The following is a 20548-nucleotide window of genomic DNA, read 5'->3' as shown; positions in this document are numbered from 1 at the left end:
GTTACCACTCTAATTGACTTGGATTTTGCCAACTTGCAAAGATTTCATGTGCCAATAAATGGCCAAATGCACCATCATCTTCAGGCGCCGCTTGATAGTGTTGATGGTTACCTTGCCACTCAAATTCAAGGCAAAATGCGTGAAGATACGTTCTATCTGCAGGCTCTCCACTATAGGCTAAATCACCTAAAATTGGCGCACCGATGCTTTTTAGTGCCACCCGAATTTGGTGTGTTTTACCGCTAAACGGTTTAACGATACAAGCGCGTAGGTTGGTCGCAACAGAGCATGAATAAAATCGAGTCACCGCAGGATTTAGCTTAGTTTTAACCAGTTTATAGGTGCCTCTACGCGACTTAGCCATATCACCTTTTATCCAGCCTTGCTTTTTCTTCGGTTTAGCACTAACTAACGCCAGGTAAAATTTGTCTATTTTCCGGGTGGAAAACAGGCTCGTCAGCTGCTTTGCAGCCTCGCTAGACTTCGCTAAAAGGATGAGTCCCGATGTGACTTTATCGAGGCGGTGAACCGCAAATAAGGGATAACCTAGTTGCTCCGTGAGTAAGGCAACAAAACCTGCACCGTCCTCACTATGGAAGCTCACACCTTGAGGTTTGTATGCAACTACATAGTCTGCCTCGTCTGCAATGAGCTTAAACTTTTCCATTCAGTATCTCTTGAACTCGTGCCAAATCTTCGGGAGTATCTACTCCTGCATGCACCGGCTTAGCCGCTTTCGCGACCTTAATTTTGTATCCATGATACAGCACACGTAGCTGCTCTAGTGACTCTTGCACTTCTAGCGGTGAAACACTTAGCGATAAATAGGTTTGAATAAAGCCCGCACGATAGGCATATATGCCAACATGACGTTTAAAATGGCTCACTGGAATGCTATTTTTGTCGAGCGTTAACATGCTGTCACGCTGAAACGGAATAGACGAGCGAGAGAAATACAGTGCGTTGTCTTGAATATCAGACACCACTTTCACAGCATGCGGGTTTAACACCTCTTCTACATCTTCTACATCAACGCATAGAGTCGCCATCGGTGCATCAGAATGATGCAGTAGTGCTGCCACTTGTGCTATGTTATCAGGCTCTAGCAGTGGCTCATCACCTTGTACATTGACCACCAAGGTTTGTTCGTTCAGCCCCAGTTGTTCAACAACTTCGGCGAGTCGCTCAGTACCAGATTGGTGATCTTCACGCGTCATGAGCACGTTATCAGTGAAGCCTTGTGCTGCCTCAAATACCGCACTGTGATCGGTTGCGATATAAACCGCTGCAGCGCCAGATTGAATAGCCTGTTCGTAAACACGCTGGATCATTGGTTTGCCGCCGATATCAGCAAGCGGTTTACCAGGCAACCGGCTTGAAGCATAACGCGCCGGAATAACGACTACGAATTCCACTGCTCAACCTCATCGCTGCTCAGCTCGCGCGCTTCGTTTTCCAATAACACAGGAATATCATCTTTAATTGGATACGCTAGCTTGGCTGCTGTGCTGATCAACTCTTTGTTTTCTTTGTCATATCTTAATTTGCCTTTACATACTGGGCAGGCAATTATTTCTAGTAATTTGGTATCAAAGGCCATGATAAATCTCTTTCTTTTTAAGTAAATTTAATACCGCTTTTTCAAGCGCTGATGTAGGTTTGGCATCTACTTTGAGGTAATACCAATTATCTTTTGCAAATGTGCGACACTTTACCGCATCTTTCTCTGTCATAAAAATAGCGCCGTTTTCAATTTGCGAGAAGTCGGACGCTTGGTATGGATGATGGTCCGCAAAATGTAGACTTTCACTCAGAACAATCCCTCTATCTCGTAGCGTATTTTCAAATCGCGCTGGATTGCCGATAGCACAGACTGAAGCGCCAGCCATTTCTATATTGGATGCTGGACTATCATCTGTCACACGAAAAAACCCAACCGCCTCTAACGTGTATGAATAACTCTCGCATCCACCATTATATATGGCAAGATCGACACTATGGATACGCTTAGGTAATTCCCTAAGCGGCCCTGCTGGCATCCACAAGCCATTCCCAAAGCGTCGCTCAGCATCAACAATACAAAACTCAATATCTCGTGCCAATTTATAGTGCTGTAGCCCATCGTCGCTGACGATGATGTTTACATCGCTATTATCCAATAATTTCTCGATACTAGCTTGTCTATCAGCACCTATCATCACTGGGCATTTCAACCGTTTGGCGAGTAAACAAGGTTCATCACCGCCCTCTTCCGTTGAGGTCGCTGCAGTGACCAAAAACGGGGTTGAACTGGGTTTCGCACCGTAGCCTCGACTGATCACACCAACCTTAAAACCAAGCTTTTCAAGAAAAGGGACTAACCAAAGCACAAATGGCGTTTTGCCATTACCGCCCACACTGATGTTACCGACAATAATAACCGGAACAGGCGAGCGGTACGCGGGGCAAAAACCGAGTTTATAAAGCCCCTTTCTCACCAAGCTAATAAGTCCAAATAACAGGCTTAGCGGAAGCAATAATAGTGTTAGTAGTCCCGGTTTTTTATACCAACTTTGCTCTATTTTTGATGCCATTTATTGCTCACCAAACTGCATTTTGCAAAGTGCATGATAAACCCCTTCCTGCGCGACCAATTCAGCATGCTTGCCTTGTTCGATGATCTTGCCTTTATCTAGCACATAGATGCAGTCACAACGCTCGATTGTCGATAACCGATGGGCAATTACTATGGTTGTTTTATCAGCCATCAGCTCTTCCAACGCTTGTTGGATCAAACGCTCAGATTCTGTGTCTAATGCTGATGTGGCTTCATCTAAAATAAGGATAGGTGCATCTTTTACAATAGCACGCGCGATGGCGATACGTTGTCGTTGTCCGCCAGAAAGCATCACGCCATTTTCACCAACAACAGTATTTAGGCCCTCAGGAAGATCTTTAACAAATTCCCAGACGTGGGCTTGTTTTACGACTTTTTCTAGGGCTTCTTGCGATAAGGGTTGCTTTAACGAGTACATTATATTGTTTGCAATGGTGTCATTAAACAACACCACTTGCTGCGACACGATGGAAAACTGCGCGCGTAAATCCGCAAGCTGGTAATCATTTATGTTCGTGCCGTCTAACTCAATACTGCCCGCTTCAATATCATAGTAACGCGGTAATAGATTAGAAATCGTTGATTTTCCTGAGCCACTTCTACCAACCAACGCAATACTCTGCCCGGCTTTGATTTCAAGGTTTAATGACTCAATTACCGGATCGTTTTTAGATGGATAAGTAAAGGTTAAGTCTTTGACTTGTAGGTTACCTTGAGCACGAGATAAAGACTGAGTGCCAGTGTCTTTTTCTTTTTCTAGATCAATCACCGCAAACACACTTTTCGCCGCAGAGATCCCGCGTTGCAGGTCACTATTTACATTGGCAAGTTGTTTTAAAGGACGCAGCATCATCATCATAGAGGTGATCAAAGTGACAAAGGTGCCCGATGAAATTTTATCTACCATAGAAGGCATCGCGACAATCGCGAGTATCACCGCCATTGCGCTCGCCGCTATGATTTGGATGATAGACACGCTCAGCGCTTTAGTCGCGTCCATTTTTACGCGTTGCTGGCGATTATGATTATTAACTTTAGCAAAGTGAGAGATGGTTTTATCTTGACCACCAAAGCCATGAATAACTTTATGACCCGCCATCATTTGCTCAGAGCTTTTCGTCACTTCTCCCATCGCATCTTGAATATTCTTGGAGATTTTCTTAAAACGCTTAGACACCACAGTAACTATCACCGCCACGATTGGTACCACAACTAAGAAAATGAGCGATAGCTGCCAACTTGCATAAAACATCGTGATAAGTAAGAAAAATACAAATGCACCTTCACGGATCAGCACTTGAAGCGCCTTAGTGACGGCTTGCTGTACCTGCTCAGTATCAAAAGTGATTTTTGATATCAATTCACCATTAGAATGTTGATCATGAAACGACACTGGTAGATACAACATATGTTCAAATAGTTGCTGACGCAAAGCACGCACAACCTGAGACCCAACATAAGACAAGCAATACGATGCCATATAGTTAAAGATACCGCGTCCAATAACTAACGCGATGACAACAAAGGGAGCCAGTTTTAGTACATCGCGATTCCCTGCAGTGAGGCCCTCATCGATAAACGGATCCATTAGCGCAACGAACGAAGCGTCCATCGCAGCGTACCCTATCATGCCAATTACTGAAAATATGGCAGCGAGTTTAAAGTCTTTTACATAGCTAAATAATCTAGCGTAAATCTGCTTGTCGGTTGGTTGCATTGCCAGCCTCTACTTTTCTATATGGCATTATTGTAACTTTCAAATCGTTAAAACTGAATGGATTATCTGAGAAACCAGTAATTTTCCACTTCCCGAGCTCGTTCAACTGTAATTTCTTGAGCAAAAATTGAGATCTTTATATGGCCATCTAAGGCGGTATCCAATAGTGTGCTCCCTACTCTTTGGTATCTTTCAATCACTTTCTCATTGGGAATTTTCCAAGGCGAATAAAAGGCACGAGAAAATATCGCAATATCTGGGTCAACCGCTTGAATAAACTGCTCGCTCGAAGAGCTGCCACTACCATGGTGTGGAACCAGTAATATATCGGCCTTGAGTGCATCTTTTTCGAGGTTAAGTAACTTAGTTTCAGTGACTTTCTCAATATCTCCTGGTAATAAAAGTGTAAACTGCCCATCAGAGATACTAACTACACAAGAATTATTGTTGTCATTGTTCGACATTTCTTGAGGCCAGATCACTGATATGTCTAGCCCTTGAAATTGATGTGTTCCAAGCACACAGCTATCAGCAGCGCTTGCAGGGTGAAAACGCTGTAACGATTTCCCGCCATCAAAGGCAACGAGGTCGTCAACGCCACCATTATGGTCACCATCGTTATGACTAATGATGGTATCTTGTAGCGTAATTCGATTATTCAAAAGATAGGGTTTGATCACAAACTCAAACATTGAAAAATAGCCAAAATATTTGGCCCCCACATCATAGAGCAGCCCTTTGTTATTACGAGAAACTAACACAGCGGTTCCGTGACCGACATCAAAGACATCGATTTGCCATAGCGGAGAGGCTCGAAACAAATACTGAACGAGGAAAAATACTATCGGTAGTAAACCAAAATAATTTCTGAATAAAAACAGCAGCAAAGCACTTAAGTAGCTGGTTATGAGAAACATGTACGAAACGCTGGGTATATCTACCCAAGTTAGTGGAGCGCTTTGCAACAGCTCAAACAGAACCACTAACCCACTATCAACTAGATGAAGTGGAAGTTGCCAACCAATAGCGTGCAACGCAGTAACATGAAGCAGTAGTAGCGGAAATACAACGGCAGAAATCAACGGGATCACCATGATATTCGCAGCCAATGAAATGATGCTCGCACCAGAAAAGAAATACAGATTGAGTGGCAACAGACAGATAAATAACGCAAGCTGCAACTTAATTAACGCAAGCAGTTTCGCACCTAAACCTCGGCCAACTTTTTTCACTAACGTTACGATGATAGCTACCGCAAAAAAGGAATAATATAAACCTGGATTGAGTAGTGAGAACGGGTCTACCACCAAGACGATTGTCAACGCAGCCGTTAACACCTGAAGTGCTTTAAGGCGCACGGCAAAGAGGTAACAGGCAACCCATACCATTGCCATGATCACAGCTCGAGTCGCCGATACACTGTAGCCGCAGAGAATGACGTACCCAAAACACAACAGTAACGCAAAAACTAAACACCACTGATGCAAGTTGTCTGCTTGGGAGATTATTACCGGGATACAATACAGCACGACTTTTATCAGCAAAAACGCGATGGCAAATACCATTCCGATATGAAGCCCTGAAATCGCTAACAGATGGCTCAAACCAAGACTTCTAAATTGTTTTTTGTTTTCGAAGTCGACTTTGCTTGTATCGCCTGTTAATAAAATATAATACAGCCAAGCATAGCTGAGCCCATTGAGCTTTTTATCTATGAATAAGCGGTAATTATCTCGCCACGTAGTGTCCTTCACTAACAAATTGATTGTTTTGATACTGCCCTTGAAATACATATGTTTTCTAAACGCATGCAGTTCAGCGTTAAAAAGTCCGATATTAACTCGGCTACGATAACGCTTAAGTTTCACCGTAAATTCAATGTGGTCACCAACTGTCAACATAGGCGTTGATGAATCACGATAAAGCTTTGCATTTACAGTACGCCAACGCGCAAACTGGTAGCCGTCAACTTGCTCTAGCTGTACCTTTAACGCTTCACCAATCACAGAATTATCAACCTCAATAACTTTACCCGAAGCAGTAACAAGCTGCGATTGCCAAATTTCTGGTATTTTTAGCTGATAAAAAACAAAGTAATGACTAAGAACAATGGAAATCCCTAAAATAAATCCTGCCAATATAGGACAAAAAAGCTTAGAATAGCGGCCCATGAAGTAGAGGAATATGCTTATTGCGGCTAATCGCCAATTGTCGAGAAGAAATACCGCACTGAAGCAACCCAGAATTATTCCAAAACATATCAGAATCCAAGTAGATGGCAGCTGCAAATGGCGAAAAAAACGATTCAACGCTTTTTACCTGATCATAATAAAATCAAACAACAGAAATCATTAAAAATCTTTGGTAAGTTACTGCATGATGCCAACCTCTGGCATTTAAACCGGCGCTCAGCACGTGGCGCATTCTCGGTGGGGCTATTTTTCGCATTCATCCCTGTTCCTTTTCAAATGGTACTGGCAGCGGCACTTGCGATTCCATTTCGCGTTAACTTGCCTTTGTCTATTGCTCTCGTGTGGATCACCAACCCACTCACGATGCCGCCTATATTTTATTGCTCATACTTAGTCGGTGTATTTGCGCTTGGCCAAGAACAACAACCATTCCATTTTGAGGCGAGTTGGGAATGGCTTGCACAAAGCCTAACAACGATTGGGCCTGCATTTATCGTCGGCTCTTTGATCTGCGCAACACTTGCCGCCATTATCGGCTTTTTCGGTATCGATTACCTATGGCGACGCTCAGTGAATAAAGCGTGGCAAAGCCGCGGCCAAGGCTAATACCAGTATAGTTAAGATTGGTACCGGTTGAATTAAATATCGAATTGAATTTGCGAATATTTCTTTTCAAACACAAAAAAAGCCCTTCCGGGCTTTTTTATCGTCTAAATTGTAATTTAGGCTTTACGACGCCTTCTCAGCGCCACTAGTGGTAACGCGAGTAAACTAAGCCAAGACCAGCTTGCAGATTGACGCTCATATGTTTCTGCCTCAGGTGGTGTACAGTTTTCTGGTTCACCAGAAATTGGGGTAAGTAGAACAGGTAAACTTACCGACTCATACTCAGTCTCGCCCTTACTGTCCTTCTCAATTTCACCCAACGTATTGCGTCTTTCAACCGTTTTGGTCGCAATCGCATATATCTTGTTGTCATCAGTGATCTTCACAGCTTCTGCAATGGTGTAAGGGAAAGAATCGTTCTTACAAGGAAGAAGTGAGTTTATATTCACTAGTTTTTCTGCGCCAATTTCATATAAAAACGCTTCGCGACGACGGTTAGAACCACTCTTTTCTGTAACACCTTGACCTACAACAAAGCCATTATTGTTGATATCTGTGATTGCTGTCGCCGAACCCTCGAAGTATGCAGGCATTTCTTTGAACTCAGCGGTATTCTCATTAAAATAAAAACCTGTTGAGTCATAATCTCTTGAGCCATTCGATGAACGACCAAACATACCAACAATAATCCCATTATTATTTACATCAACCGCTTGGCTGTATTCGATATAACTCTCAACTTCTTTGATGCGCTTAATTTCACCATCTTTATAATAAACAGCTTGTCCATATGGCAATAAATCATTATTACTTTGACGGCGCACTCGGGACTCACCAACAGTTAAGCCGCCCGCATTAGTTGCCAAAGCCAAGCTTGAATAGGCTCGATCATCATCTTCATCTGGTGTAAAACCAAGCCCAAGATCGGTTGCACTGACTAAGTTAAAATCGTTATCAAACGTCCACTTGTAGGCTCGAGTATGATATGGCGAGGTCAACCTTTGAATACACACATCGACTGGCTCATCCACACCATCACAACTGTCTTCTATATTTTCTGTTGTTCTTTGCGATAACGAAGTTGAACTTTGTCCCACAACAATATAGCCGCCATCAGCGGTTTGTTTGATATCAGTGGCAAGAGAAAGGCCACCATATTCTGTAAAGGCAGGCTCTAACCTAATTTTCTCTCCAGCTGGTGTAACTAAAATACCTTTATTTCGCCAATCACGTACAAAATAAGTTTCTTCTTCTGTTTCACCCTCAGGAGTAAAAGTTATCTTTTTAAAGGGTGCAGAACCCCAGCCCACTATTGTCCCGTCTTCTGCGATGCTTGTAAGATAGTTAGTGACTGAGCGAGTGAGTCCTTCGTAATCAGGAGATTGTTCATCAAATACCACAAACTCTTCTGCGGTATTGTTGTTATATGTCAAAGAAATTGCTCTTTCAATTCTTTGATACTCTTGGCTAGCTACTCTACTTGAATTCATGACATAAGACAGCATAAATGCATGAGCTTGAGCATTCGTATTAGCTGCATCATTGTTTTGAATATCTTCTAGTGTGAAGGTGATTTCTTCTTCGATCAGCTCGTACTGCTTTTTTGTACTGTCGTAATAATTTTTGAGTGTTGAATCATCGAAGTCGATATACGACACATCAATCTTTACACCAAATAAATTGGAAGCGTGACCAATCACGTCTCCAGCTTCATTGGCATCCGACACGTAGCTATATTTGCTATTATCATGTCTTGGTAATTCAGTTAACTGATAGGTGGCAGCGGCCGCCTGTTGTGAAAGGGCTACGGCGACACTCGCGGCTAAAAGTTTAAATTTCATTTTAATCCTTACTGCTGATTCTGTAATGCTTCTAGTTCTTCCCAGCGTTCAAACGCGGCTTCCAGCTTCGACTCTAGCTCAGTCAAATGGTTCAATGCCTTGTGGGTCGTTTCTTGATCTTGTTTAAAGAAGTCTGGATCGCTGACCAGTGTTTGTTGTTTGTTCACTGCCTCTTCAAGTTCCTCTACTTTACTGGGCAACGACTCTAATTCAAGTTTTAATTTGTAACTCAGCTTATTTGAACGAGCAGGCGCAGCTGCCTTTTTAGTCTCGGCCTGTTGCTGCTTTTCTTGATGAACCTTTTGTGCTTCTTTCTTTTGCTGCTCTCGTCTTTGCTGATACAGCTCAAAGTCACTATAGCCGCCAACAATTTCCGTCACTAGGCCTTCGCCTTCGAATGCCCAAACACTGCCACAGGTATTATCGATAAACTCTCGGTCGTGGCTGACGACTAGCACCGTGCCTTGGTATTGGTTTAAGATTTCTTCAAGTAACTCAAGCGTCTCAATATCCAAGTCATTGGTCGGCTCGTCCAGCACAATAATATTTGAAGGCTTAAGGAAGAGCTTTGCTAGCAATAAGCGGTTTTTTTCACCGCCTGATAATGCCTTTACAGGGGTTCGAGCTCTCGCTGGCGGAAATAAAAAGTCTTGCAGATAGCCAAGCACATGACGCGAGCGGCCGCCCATCATCACTTCTTGCTTACCTTCTGCGACATTATCCTGCACGGTTGCTTCTTCATCCAATTTTTCACGGTATTGGTCGAAGTACGCAACTTCCAAATTCACGCCTTGTTTTACGCTGCCTGCGTCAGGTTTAATATCACCAAAAAGCATTTTTAACAGCGTAGTTTTACCTGCTCCATTAGGACCGACCAAGCCAATACGGTCACCACGCATCACCAGCGTTGAAAAGTCCTTCACAATGCATTTATCTTGGAATGCTTTGTCTAAATGTTTCGCTTCAAAGACCAGCTTACCGGAACGATCCGCCGTCTCGATGTTGAAATCTGTCTTACCTTGTTGCTCGATGCGTTGCTTGCGCTCAACACGAAGCGCTTTTAGTGCTCGCACACGCCCTTCGTTACGGGTTCGCCGGGCCTTGATCCCTTGTCTTATCCAGGTTTCTTCTTCGGCAAGCTTTTTATCAAACAAGGCATTCTGTTGCTCTTCCACTTTTAAATCATGGGCTTTTTGTTCTTGATATTGCGCATAATCTCCAGGGTATGAAACCAACTTGCCACGGTCTAAATCTAAAATTCGAGTCGCCATTGCGCGAATAAAGGCACGGTCGTGAGAGATAAACACGATCCCCCCTTTAAACTCTTTCAGAAATTGCTCAAGCCATATAACACTTTGCATATCAAGGTGGTTAGTCGGCTCGTCGAGTAGCAACAAGTCTGGATCGCTCACCAACGCCTTGGCCAGCGCGACTTTGCGTAGCCAGCCACCTGAGAGTTCTTCTAGGCGCATATTCGCATCTAATTGCAACTGGCTAAGCACTTGCTTGATCCTTGACTCAAAACGCCACGCATCTTCGCTTTCCAATCGCTGAGTCAAGCGCTCAAGCGAGGTCATCAGTTTATCTGACTGGCTGGTTTGTAGTTTTTCACTCACTTCATGAAATTCAATGAGCAGCTCAGCAACATCAGGTAAACCGTTCGCAACATAATCAAAGACCGACCCATTTGCGCCCTTTGGTGGGTCTTGTTCTAGCCTTGAAACTTTTAATCCACCAACACGGTTGATTTCACCATCATCAAGTTGAACTTGATCATCAAGTACTTTCAGTAACGTTGATTTACCGGCTCCATTTCGGCCCACAATACAAACGCGCTCGCCTGATTCAATAACGGCATCAGCTTGGTCAAGTATAGGGTGTGAACCAAAAGCCAGTTGGGCTTTAGCAATTCGAATGAGATCCATATTAGTCTATAAATTCTTGTAGTTGTTGTTGAGTAAAAGGCCAGCCAAGTTCCTGACCTGTCTCGCCTTTTTTAATCACTGGAATTCTATATTGATATTCCGTCATCGTCTCTTCACTATCGACGATATCGACTAGTTCAATTTCGGCTTCAGGCAAAAATTGAATTAACATCGCCAACGCTTCTTCACAAAGATGACAACCATCGGTGTGGAATAAGGTACATTTAATCATGACGGATCAACCAGCTGTTGTGAATTTGCTTGTTACGCTTAAAATCCAAAGACAAAGTTTGTGATGAGTATTCCTCAGCGGTTAGGCCAAGTGCCGCAAGTCCTATTTCATCGATTTTAAATCCGCGTTTGTTGTTAGAAAACAGCAGTACACCATTCGGAGCTAATATCTTCTTTACCCAACCAAATAGTTTTAAATGATCTCTTTGTACGTCAAATGCGTCAGACATACGTTTAGAGTTAGAGAATGTTGGTGGGTCTAAGAATATCAAATCATATTGGCCAACTGCTCTTTCAAGCCATTTTAAGCAATCCGCTTGCTCAAATCTGAAACGTGGATTCTTCAAACCATTTAGCTCAAAGTTTTCTTCAGCCCATTTTAGATAGGTCTTTGACATATCTACCGTGGTAACAGATTTAGCACCGCCAACTGCGGCGTGCACAGAAGCACTACCTGTGTATGCAAATAGATTCAACACCCGCTTATCTTTCGAATGTTGCTGAATAAACTTGCGGGCTAAGCGGTGGTCTAGGAATAGACCTGTATCAAGATAATCAAATAGGTTAACCTTGAACTTAGCACCGTACTCTTCTACTACCTCAGTGCGGTTTTGCTTGTCCAGGGCCTTGTATTGCTCTTGACCTTTTTGGCGCTTTCTTACTTTTACCGCGATGTTTAGCGGGTCGATATTCAGCTGCTCGGCGGTCAGTGTGATCACGTCTTGCAAACGTTTTTGCGCAACGCTATCGTCAATTTCTTTTGGCGCTTTGTATTCAAAGATGACTGCGTTGTCGTTATATACATCAACCGCAACATTGTACTCAGGAATATCCGCGTCATAAACACGATACGCGTTAACGTCCTCTTTTTTCAGCCAAGATTTTAAGCCTTGCAGGTTTTTCTTCAAACGGTTGCCAAATGCAGTCGAGCCTTCAAAATTAAGCCCACTGCTCTGTTTATTTTGCTGTACCTGCATTTCATTCATTTCATACAAGTTAAGCAGCACGTCGAGCGGGCCATTTTTGAATTTATAAGATTTTTTACGCGCTAGTTTTAGCACTTTTAATAGGCTTTCTTCACTTGCAAGTAACGCCAAATTCCAGTCTTTATAGTGCTTTTTAAAGGCGATCCCCATATTGCGATATAGCGTAATAATTTCAGCCATACCACCTAGACGTTCACCATAAGGCAAGTTGCTCAGCACAGTACCGGGACGTTTAGCAGCAAGGCTAAGCTGATTGGCATCTTCAAACTTGAACTTAATATGTGACTCAACGCCTGCGCGCTTGGCATTACGCTCGGCAATTGACAGCACACGTTCATCGATATCACTACCGATCAGCCATAAGCTCTTTTGTTCTGGTTGTACATTTAATTGTGCTTTAAGCTCGGTGAACTTACTTTCACGAAAACTCGGCAGGCGTTTAAAGGCAAAATCTTTATTAAGGTTAGTCGGTAAACCAAGCGCCATAGAAGCCGCTTCAATCAATAACGTGCCAGAACCACAGCAAGGGTCAAAAAGCGGCTTATTGGTATCTTCAAGCCAGCCGCTACGTTTAACCAGCGCTGCCGCTAAATGTTCACGAATTGGCGCTTTACCTTGTTTGTCACGATAACCTCTATCAGATAAGCGAGGTCCCGAAAAATCGATATATAGCGCACAGCCTTGCTTAGATAATTTCGCTATGATGCGAATATCAGGTGTCTGTTTGTCAACATCTGGACGTTGTTCAAACAGGTCATTGAAATAGTCAACGATCCCATCCTTAACCACCAGACCAGAGAATTGCGTATTTTTAAGCGCATTATTCGTACCATTAAACTCTACTGCAAAGGTCTGCTTTGGACTAAACCAATCTTGCCATGCCTGAAAACGAACAAACTTGTAGAGAGAATCTTTGTCATTCACTTCTGGTTTGTCATCGATAAGCAACATCACGCGCGTTGCAAATCGTGTCATCATACAGAACTTTTGCACGTCTAGATTAGCGCCTGTGAACTTAACTGAACCAACGGTTTGCTTGTTTATTTCAAAACCAAACTCGGTTAATTCTTCAACCAGTAACTGCTCTACACCAATAGATGTCAATGCGATAAATTGCAATTTGAATACCCTTAAATTTCAACTGGGCGCAGTATAACACACAAGTTATCGTTAGTTATTAGTTGAGCTTGGTTGTATGGGGATAAATTACGTTAAAAATTTAGCAAGTTCAGAAAATCTAACTTATCTAGCGCGCTAATGTTCGAGTTCCTGCTTTGGTAATTTTGCAGTAAGTTATGGAGCTCCCCTTTTTCAAACCACACGCCACCACAGCACCCGCACTCACTAAAACTAGCTTCAAAGAGCGTATAGTCTTTAAGTGTATGACCATCATCAGGGCATAATTGTAAAACGTCACGCTCAACCAACGACCGCTTTGCAATAAAATCGATATAACTAAAGTGATAAGTATGTTTAATGGAATCAATAAATTTGCGCGGCAGCCAAATGGCACCGCATGACTGACATTGATAACCGCAATGTCCTTCAGCGTCGGCATAAGTTAGTTTTAATGTTTTATCGCAGAGGCAGCGCATTCTGTTCCCTAGATCAGCAAACAACTCAAATTAGGTACAGATTAATATAGGAAATAATTGCTGGTCAATAAAACGATAGGATGAACTTGGCTATGCGCTTTGATGAACTCGGTGTGTTAACACAAGAGGTGCTAACCGATCGTTCAGTACTTTTATCGCTTGAAATTGTTCAAGCTCTATTCCCTCATCAAGAATAAATTGCTCGTTCAGGCTTAAACAAAGACTTGATTGACCATCATGCTCGATAATTAGAAACTCGCCGCGGCTTAACTTGGAATTTAAACACACAACCGCCTCACTCACAGGTTCACCACCAAAGTATGGCTTAAAAAACCAGCTCTTTGCTTGCATCGGTTGTAAGTGAAATTTTGCCGCAGTTGCATTTAAAGCGATTTGGCAGCATCTGGGCTCATTCCAAACACCAAAACCGCAAAGGTAGGAAAATACACTCTGATAAAATTCAGCTTCGCTGAGACTAAAATTGGGATTAGCGGTTGAGTCTTCAGTAAGGTGGCGCAAACGAAAAGGCGTGCAAAGCTGAAGCTCGTCACCCAAATCAATTAACAACCTGTTCCTTTCTGTGCAGCGGATCCATTGCCACTCTTTTGAAGCTTGCAAAACTTCTCTCCCACCAACCAATTAGCTCAACTAGTAAGTGGGAGTATAACGCGAAAAACGCAATGATGAAATTTTTTATAATAACGTTTTGTTTTGGATCATTTGGTTATATGACCGATCCTTATAAGGACGAAACGATCTTTTTAACAAGCGCTGGCCCTTCATAAATAAAGCCTGTGTAGACTTGTACTAAATCTGCACCAGCTGAAAGTTTCTCTTTTGCAGATTCCGCACTGTCAATACCACCTACACCGATGATTGGTAGCTTACCGTCGGTAATACGCTTCAATTCGCTGACAACATGCGTCGATTTTTCACGAACAGGCCTTCCAGACAAACCGCCTGCTTCATTACCGTGCTCTAGGTTTTCTACCGCATTACGGGCTAATGTTGTATTAGTTGCAATAACACCATCGATACGATTATTAACTAACGATTCTGCGATCTGGGTTAACTGAACGCCATCAACATCTGGTGCGATCTTTACCAACATAGGCACTGACTTGTTATGCTTGGCGATCAGATCCATCTGTTCATTTTTCAGGCTTTGCAATAGATCATCTAGCGCCTCGCCATATTGTAGATCTCTCAGACCCGGTGTATTTGGTGAAGAGATATTCACGGTGATATATGAGGCATGCTCAAATACTTTTCTCATACAGTGAATGTAGTCATCTTTACCTTGCTCATTCGGTGTATCTTTATTTTTACCAATGTTGATCCCAAGGATCCCATCGTATTTTGCTGCTTTTACGTTGTTGACTAGGTAATCAACGCCCTTGTTATTGAATCCCATGCGATTAATAATCGCATTTGCTTCAGGTAGACGAAAGATCCGAGGCTTGTCGTTACCCGCTTGTGGTCTTGGCGTGACAGTCCCTACTTCAATAAAACCAAAACCCATTTGTGCAAATGCTTCGATACACTCGGCATTTTTATCAAGACCGGCAGCCAACCCAACTGGATTTTTAAACTCTAACCCTAGAAAATTAACCGGTTTGTCTTGAACTGATTGAGACCATGCAAGGCTCATTGGCGTATTCGCAAAGCGGCGCAGGTTGTTTAGGGCAAAATCGTGTGCCCACTCCGCATCTTTATTAAACATAAAACGACGCGCAAGATCGTAAAACATGGTAGCTCCTCAGTATTGGTAACGTAATCAACTTAGCTAAAATTACCCAAGCGTAACTTTAGCTAAATGGATTATGCCAATGGCTTTAGACAAAAAAATACCCCAGTCAAAGCTGGGGTATTGTAGCGATTTCTAGATTATTTGGAAGTATCGCAGTTATGGCTTAGTAACATTAGCTCACGAAGTGCAACTGAGAACTTAGCAAAGTCATGGCTTTGCGACGTCTTAAACTCAGTTAGCATTTGCTGCCAACGGTGTAGTAAGCCTGCTTGCTTATCCATCCACTGTTCAATCTGTTCATTGATATCACTGTCATCACCAGCAAAGCTGTTTAACACAACCTCTGACAACGAACGCTGTTGCCAATCCAGCTCTTCACGATATGAAGCACGAGCAAGCGCCTGCCAATGATTTGCAACAGGTTGAGCCGTGATTTGGTCAAGGAACCAATGTAGACCCATGTTTGCACCAAGCGTGAAGTAAGTATTAGACACAACACCGATCTTACGACCTGAGCTATGTGCAACTTCCGCTAAGTCCATAACCGAGAACAAGCTTGAAAGTGACACGATACGCAGTGCAATCTCAGCTGGTACACCTTGAGATTCAAGGTCACGTGCTTTATCAACGATCTGCTCGCTTTCATTTGCAACCATGTAGTTGTGTAGATTTGCACTTAAATCTTTAAATGTAGGTGCAAAGAACGCGATGGTTTGCTCGATAGTTTGAGACTTGTCACGGTGACGCAAGAACCAACGCGTTGCACGGCGAACCGTACGACGTAATTGATATAGCATTTCCGTTTGAACTGCCGCTGGGATCTTATTATCTAGCGCAGAAATCGCTGACCACGTTTCCTTCATTTCAAAAATTGCACTTGCAATTGAGTAGCAAACCGCAATTTCTGCATCCGTTGCACCTGTCTCTTCGTGCATACGAACCATGAAGTTTAGACCCATGTCGTTAACGATATTGTTTGCAAGTTTCGTTGCAATGATCTCTTTACGGAGCGGGTGATTATCCATCGCAGCATTGAAGCGCTCGCGCAGCGGTGCTGGGAATGAGTTCACTAGCAACTGACGGTAGTATGGATTTTCTGAGATCTCATCAACAACCAATGTCTCTTTTAATACCATTTTAGAGTAAGAAACCAATACAGATAGCTCAGGACGCGTTAGGTCTTTACCTGCCGCCGCACGCTCTGCTAGCTCTTCATCAGTTGGTAAGAATTCGATTGCACGATTTAGCTTGCCGTCTTTTTCAAGTGCATGGATAAAGCGTACTTTCTCTTTCAGCGTCGCTGGACCTTTAGACTTAGTAACCGAAAGCGTGTGCGTTTGACGGTAACAATCTTTCAGTACCAATTCTGATACTTCATCAGTCATTGAATACAGTAATTCGTTACGCTGCTTATTCGTCAATTCACCTTCAGCAACTAGGCCGTTAAGTAGGATCTTGATATTAACTTCATTATCCGAACAGGCAACACCACCTACGTTGTCGATAAAGTCAGTGTTGATACGACCGCCGTTTGATGCAAATTCGATACGACCCAGCTGAGTAGCACCTAAGTTACCACCTTCACCAAAGATCTTCGCACCAAGCTCACCACCGTTGATACGTAGCGCGTCGTTTGCACGGTCGCCTACTTCAGCGTCAGTTTCAGATTTAGACTTGATGTAAGTACCGATACCACCATTCCACAGTAAATCAACTGGCATCTTCAACAATGCTTTGATCAACTCGTTTGGTGTCATGCTCGATTTCTTAGTGCCTATCATCTTCTTCATTTCAGCGCTTAGCGTAATTGCTTTCGCTGCACGAGAGAAAATACCACCGCCCTCAGAAATTAGATCCTTATTATAATCTTCCCAGCTTGAACGTGGCAGATTAAATAGACGCTCACGCTCTACATACGAGCTTGCCGCATCTGGGTTTGGATCGATAAAGATGTGCATGTGGTTAAATGCCGCTTGTAAACGAATGTGCTTAGATAGCAGCATCCCGTTACCAAATACGTCACCACCCATGTCACCGATACCAACCGCTGTGAAATCAGTTGTTTGACAGTCAACGTCCATTTCACGGAAGTGACGCTTAACCGATTCCCAACCGCCTTTAGCAGTAATACCCATCTTCTTGTGGTCGTAACCAACTGAACCACCTGACGCGAAAGCGTCACCAAGCCAGAAGTTATAAGACTCAGCGATACCATTTGCGATATCAGAGAAAGTCGCAGTCCCTTTGTCCGCTGCAACAACTAGGTATGGGTCGTCTTCGTCGTGACGTACAACATCCACCGGCGGCACAATGTCACCATGTACGATGTTATCTGTGATGTCTAGTAGACCACGGATGAAGATCTTGTAACACTCTTGGCCTTCTTTGAAGAACGCTTCACGTTCAGTTGGAAGTTGTTTACAAACAAAGCCGCCTTTAGAACCCACAGGGACGATAACCGTATTCTTAACCTGCTGTGCTTTAACTAGGCCAAGTACTTCTGTGCGGAAATCTTCGCGACGGTCTGACCAACGTAGACCACCACGAGCCACTTTACCACCACGTAGGTGAACACCTTCTACGCGTGGAGAGTATACGAAGATTTCAAACGCTGGTAATGGCAATGGCATATCTGGCACTGCGCTTGGCTGGATCTTGAATGACGTGTACGACTTATTCGTGCCATCAGCTTCTTTTTGATAGAAGTTAGTACGCAGCGTTGCATTGATCATATCAACGTACAGACGAATGATACGGTCATCATCTAGATTCGCTACGTTTTCAAGCTCTAGGTAGATAGCATCAACAACCTTCTGAAGTGCCTTTTCAGTGGCAACTTTCTTCGGTGCAAACTTCTTCACGAATAGATCAACGATCATCGCTGCAATGTGCGGGTAGCGGTCAAATGTATTCTCGATGTAAGACTGCGAGAACGTCACACCAATTTGGCGCATGTATTTAGCATATGCGCGTAGGATAGATGCTTCACGACCAGTTAGACCACCTAATAACACTAAACGGTTGAAACCATCGTTTTCTAGGCGGTTATTCCACACATTAGTCAATGCCGCACGGAAACGTGCTGATACTTTGTCAAAATCAGTGATCCCTTTGCTGTCGATAAGCATAGAGAAATCCATGATCCAGTTTACTTGACCATCAGTCGTCTTCACCGCGTATGGTGTTTCACCAATAACACGTAGGCCAAAGTTCTCAAGCATTGGCATCACGTCTGATAAGTGAATAGGCTCTGCTTTATGGAACAGGCTCAAACGAACAAGTTGTGACGTTGCTTCTTCCTGAGGTCTGTAGAATAGCATCTCAAGTTTGTTGTCGTCGTTTAGTTGCTCTAGCTTTTCGATGTCTACGACTGCTGCGCTTGGCAACACTTGGTCTTTATAAGCAGACTGGAAGGCATTCGTATATTTACGGTTTAACTCGTTACCACGAGACTCCCCCGTTCTTTCAAGAAGTGCAGATTGTAGCTTGTCTTCCCAAGTACGAGCGGCTTCTACCAAGTTATTTTCGATTTCTTTCACGTTGTAATCTATGTTGTTGTCATCAACACGCACGATGTAATGCGTACGCGCTAGTGTTGATTCAGAGAAAAAGGTGGTGAACTCTACTTTGTCGCTAGACTTAAATGCACGGCCTAGCAGTTGTTGAGTTTCACGGCGTAACGCTGTGTTGTATCTCTCTCTTGGCACATAAACCATACAAGAGAAGAAACGACCATACACATCCTTACGCACAAATAAGCGACACATGTCACGCTCTTGAGTTTGTAGAACGCCCATTGCCACTTCAAGTAGCTCGCTTTCGCGTGCCTGTACTAACTCATCACGTGGATAGGTTTCAAGAATGTTGAGTACCGCCTTGTATGCATGTGTGCCTTTGGCAAAGTCACATTGCTCCATGATACGGTTAATTTTACTCTTAAGTACCGGAACATCTACCGCACTGTTGTTGTAGAAGCTAGAAGAGAACAAGCCAATGAAACGGTCTTCACCAATCACGTTACCTTCATCATCAAAACGCTTGATACCAACATAGTCGATATACGCGGGTCTATGAACGCGTGAAAGTGAATTTGTCTTAGTTAAGATCAACAAGTTGTTACTGCGTGCTTCTTTGCGCGCAACTTCAGGCAGTTCAGACAATAAACGACTGTGGTCATCACCTGAGTTTTTCATCAGGCCTAGACTTGTGCCTTCAACTGGCTTCAGTTCATAGTCACCTTGAACTGGAGTCAAATCATATTGGCGGTAGCCCATAAAGGTAAAGTTGTCGCTAACCAGCCAGTCTAAAAACTCGACGGCTTCAGCAACTTCTTCTTTCGAACAACTATAATGACGGGTCGGCAGCTCTTTACTTACGCTCACCAATTTATCGCGAATTGGTAGCCAATCAGCAACCGCAACAGAAACATCATTTAAGACAGATTCAAGCTCAGCTGTAAAATCAGCGATCACCGAATCATCTGTTTGCCTGTCGATTTCGATAAAAAATACGGTCTTAGTAGACGTAGATTCTTGTTCTGCTTTTAAGTTAGAAACCGCGGTGATTGCACCAGCATCGTTTCTTTGTAACTTAAGTGGAGAATGAAGTAATAGGTGAGAGACTATGTTTTTGCGATTCATCGCCATGCGCACTGAATCAACCAAAAACGGCATATCTTTAGCGATTATCTCGACAATCGTATGCGATGATTGCCATCCATCCTTTGCAACCTCAGGATTAAAAACGCGAATGACGGCATCGTCAGACTTGTTTTTATCAAGGGCATTCCAAAGGCTCAATGCTGCGCCGTATAAGTCACTGTCGTTACGATGTGCCAAATCCTCTTTAGACATATTGCTGTACAAGGTTTTGGCAAACGTTTCGACAAGTGACACTTTGTCAGCATGGACTTTTTTATGGATAAGCTTGCAGACGTTATCTAGGATAACAGAAGCTGTGCCTTCATTTTGTGTCATTATGTGTTCCTTAATCTATACCACCTTTGAACGGTAGATTATTTGTACAGCCATTTATTAGCGTGGAGTCAGGTAAATTCTAACCTTTCTGACGCTAATAAACAGCCTTTTTGACGAAAACATTTCAAGCTTT

The 20548-nt window shown here is 43.2% G+C and carries 15 protein-coding genes; 1 reads left to right on the top strand and 14 read right to left on the bottom strand.

The annotated features are described in order from the left end of the window. Position 1: 1 nt before the first annotated feature. From BB427_RS04535 to BB427_RS04510, 6 genes are all read right to left on the bottom strand, one after another. The gene (locus tag BB427_RS04535; protein WP_069019086.1) at positions 2-667 is read right to left on the bottom strand and encodes a TIGR01621 family pseudouridine synthase; all 666 of its coding nucleotides are present in this window, start codon (positions 665-667) and stop codon (positions 2-4) included. Then, positions 654-1415 carry a 3-deoxy-manno-octulosonate cytidylyltransferase gene (gene kdsB / locus BB427_RS04530; RefSeq protein ID WP_069019085.1) on the bottom strand — a complete coding sequence of 254 codons (762 nt, stop codon included), beginning with the start codon at positions 1413-1415 and terminating at the stop codon, positions 654-656. The genes BB427_RS04535 and kdsB overlap by 14 nt, the downstream gene beginning before the upstream one ends. Further along, positions 1403-1600, bottom strand: a complete 198-nt coding sequence (locus BB427_RS04525) for a Trm112 family protein (RefSeq protein ID WP_010371492.1) — start codon at positions 1598-1600, stop codon at positions 1403-1405. The genes kdsB and BB427_RS04525 overlap by 13 nt, the downstream gene beginning before the upstream one ends. Next, on the bottom strand, positions 1590-2573 hold the full coding sequence (gene lpxK / locus BB427_RS04520) for a tetraacyldisaccharide 4'-kinase (protein ID WP_069019084.1): 984 nt from the start codon (positions 2571-2573) through the stop codon (positions 1590-1592). Before lpxK ends, BB427_RS04525 begins: the two co-directional genes overlap by 11 nt. Beyond that, positions 2574-4313 carry a lipid A export permease/ATP-binding protein MsbA gene (gene msbA, locus BB427_RS04515; protein WP_010371498.1) on the bottom strand — a complete coding sequence of 580 codons (1740 nt, stop codon included), beginning with the start codon at positions 4311-4313 and terminating at the stop codon, positions 2574-2576. A gap of 62 nt (positions 4314-4375) precedes the next feature. Further along, entirely contained in the window at positions 4376-6601 is a 2226-nt protein-coding gene (locus BB427_RS04510) for a DNA internalization-related competence protein ComEC/Rec2 (protein WP_254663584.1), read from the bottom strand. Between BB427_RS04510 and BB427_RS04505 the strand changes: the two genes are divergently transcribed. Continuing rightward, positions 6602-7111 carry a DUF2062 domain-containing protein gene (locus tag BB427_RS04505; RefSeq protein WP_010371507.1) on the top strand — a complete coding sequence of 170 codons (510 nt, stop codon included), beginning with the start codon at positions 6602-6604 and terminating at the stop codon, positions 7109-7111. It begins immediately after the preceding gene. A 116-nt stretch (positions 7112-7227) separates the two neighbouring features. Here the strand turns inward: BB427_RS04505 and BB427_RS04500 are convergent, their stop codons facing one another. The 8 genes from BB427_RS04500 to BB427_RS04465 all read right to left on the bottom strand — a co-directional run bounded on the left by BB427_RS04500 (position 7228) and on the right by BB427_RS04465 (position 20415). Further along, the gene (locus BB427_RS04500; RefSeq protein WP_069019082.1) at positions 7228-8952 is read right to left on the bottom strand and encodes a DUF3466 family protein; all 1725 of its coding nucleotides are present in this window, start codon (positions 8950-8952) and stop codon (positions 7228-7230) included. 8 nt (positions 8953-8960) lie between these two features. After that, complete coding sequence (uup, locus tag BB427_RS04495) at positions 8961-10877, bottom strand: ATP-binding cassette ATPase Uup (protein ID WP_069019081.1); 1917 nt, start codon at positions 10875-10877, stop codon at positions 8961-8963. A 1-nt stretch (position 10878) separates the two neighbouring features. Next, the gene (locus BB427_RS04490; RefSeq protein ID WP_045989052.1) at positions 10879-11109 is read right to left on the bottom strand and encodes a glutaredoxin family protein; all 231 of its coding nucleotides are present in this window, start codon (positions 11107-11109) and stop codon (positions 10879-10881) included. After that, entirely contained in the window at positions 11102-13213 is a 2112-nt protein-coding gene (rlmKL, locus tag BB427_RS04485; RefSeq protein WP_069019080.1) for a bifunctional 23S rRNA (guanine(2069)-N(7))-methyltransferase RlmK/23S rRNA (guanine(2445)-N(2))-methyltransferase RlmL, read from the bottom strand. Before rlmKL ends, BB427_RS04490 begins: the two co-directional genes overlap by 8 nt. A 92-nt stretch (positions 13214-13305) precedes the next feature. Continuing rightward, positions 13306-13689 (bottom strand): zf-TFIIB domain-containing protein, encoded by a 384-nt coding sequence (locus BB427_RS04480; RefSeq protein WP_069019079.1) that lies wholly within the window; start codon positions 13687-13689, stop codon positions 13306-13308. Positions 13690-13779: 90 nt separating this feature from the next. Continuing rightward, positions 13780-14307, bottom strand: a complete 528-nt coding sequence (locus BB427_RS04475; protein WP_081489945.1) for a cell division protein ZapC domain-containing protein — start codon at positions 14305-14307, stop codon at positions 13780-13782. 121 nt (positions 14308-14428) lie between these two features. After that, positions 14429-15439 (bottom strand): quinone-dependent dihydroorotate dehydrogenase, encoded by a 1011-nt coding sequence (pyrD, locus tag BB427_RS04470; protein WP_069019078.1) that lies wholly within the window; start codon positions 15437-15439, stop codon positions 14429-14431. A gap of 137 nt (positions 15440-15576) precedes the next feature. Then, a complete protein-coding gene (locus BB427_RS04465) occupies positions 15577-20415 on the bottom strand; it encodes an NAD-glutamate dehydrogenase (protein WP_039495730.1) in 4839 nt (1612 codons plus the stop codon). Positions 20416-20548 lie beyond the last annotated feature (133 nt).

The sequence above is a fragment of the Pseudoalteromonas sp. BMB genome (assembly GCF_001709235.1).
Taxonomy (GTDB): domain Bacteria; phylum Pseudomonadota; class Gammaproteobacteria; order Enterobacterales; family Alteromonadaceae; genus Pseudoalteromonas; species Pseudoalteromonas maricaloris.
The sequence above is the reverse complement of the archived record's forward strand: the minus strand, read 5'-3'. Positions and strand labels throughout refer to the sequence as shown.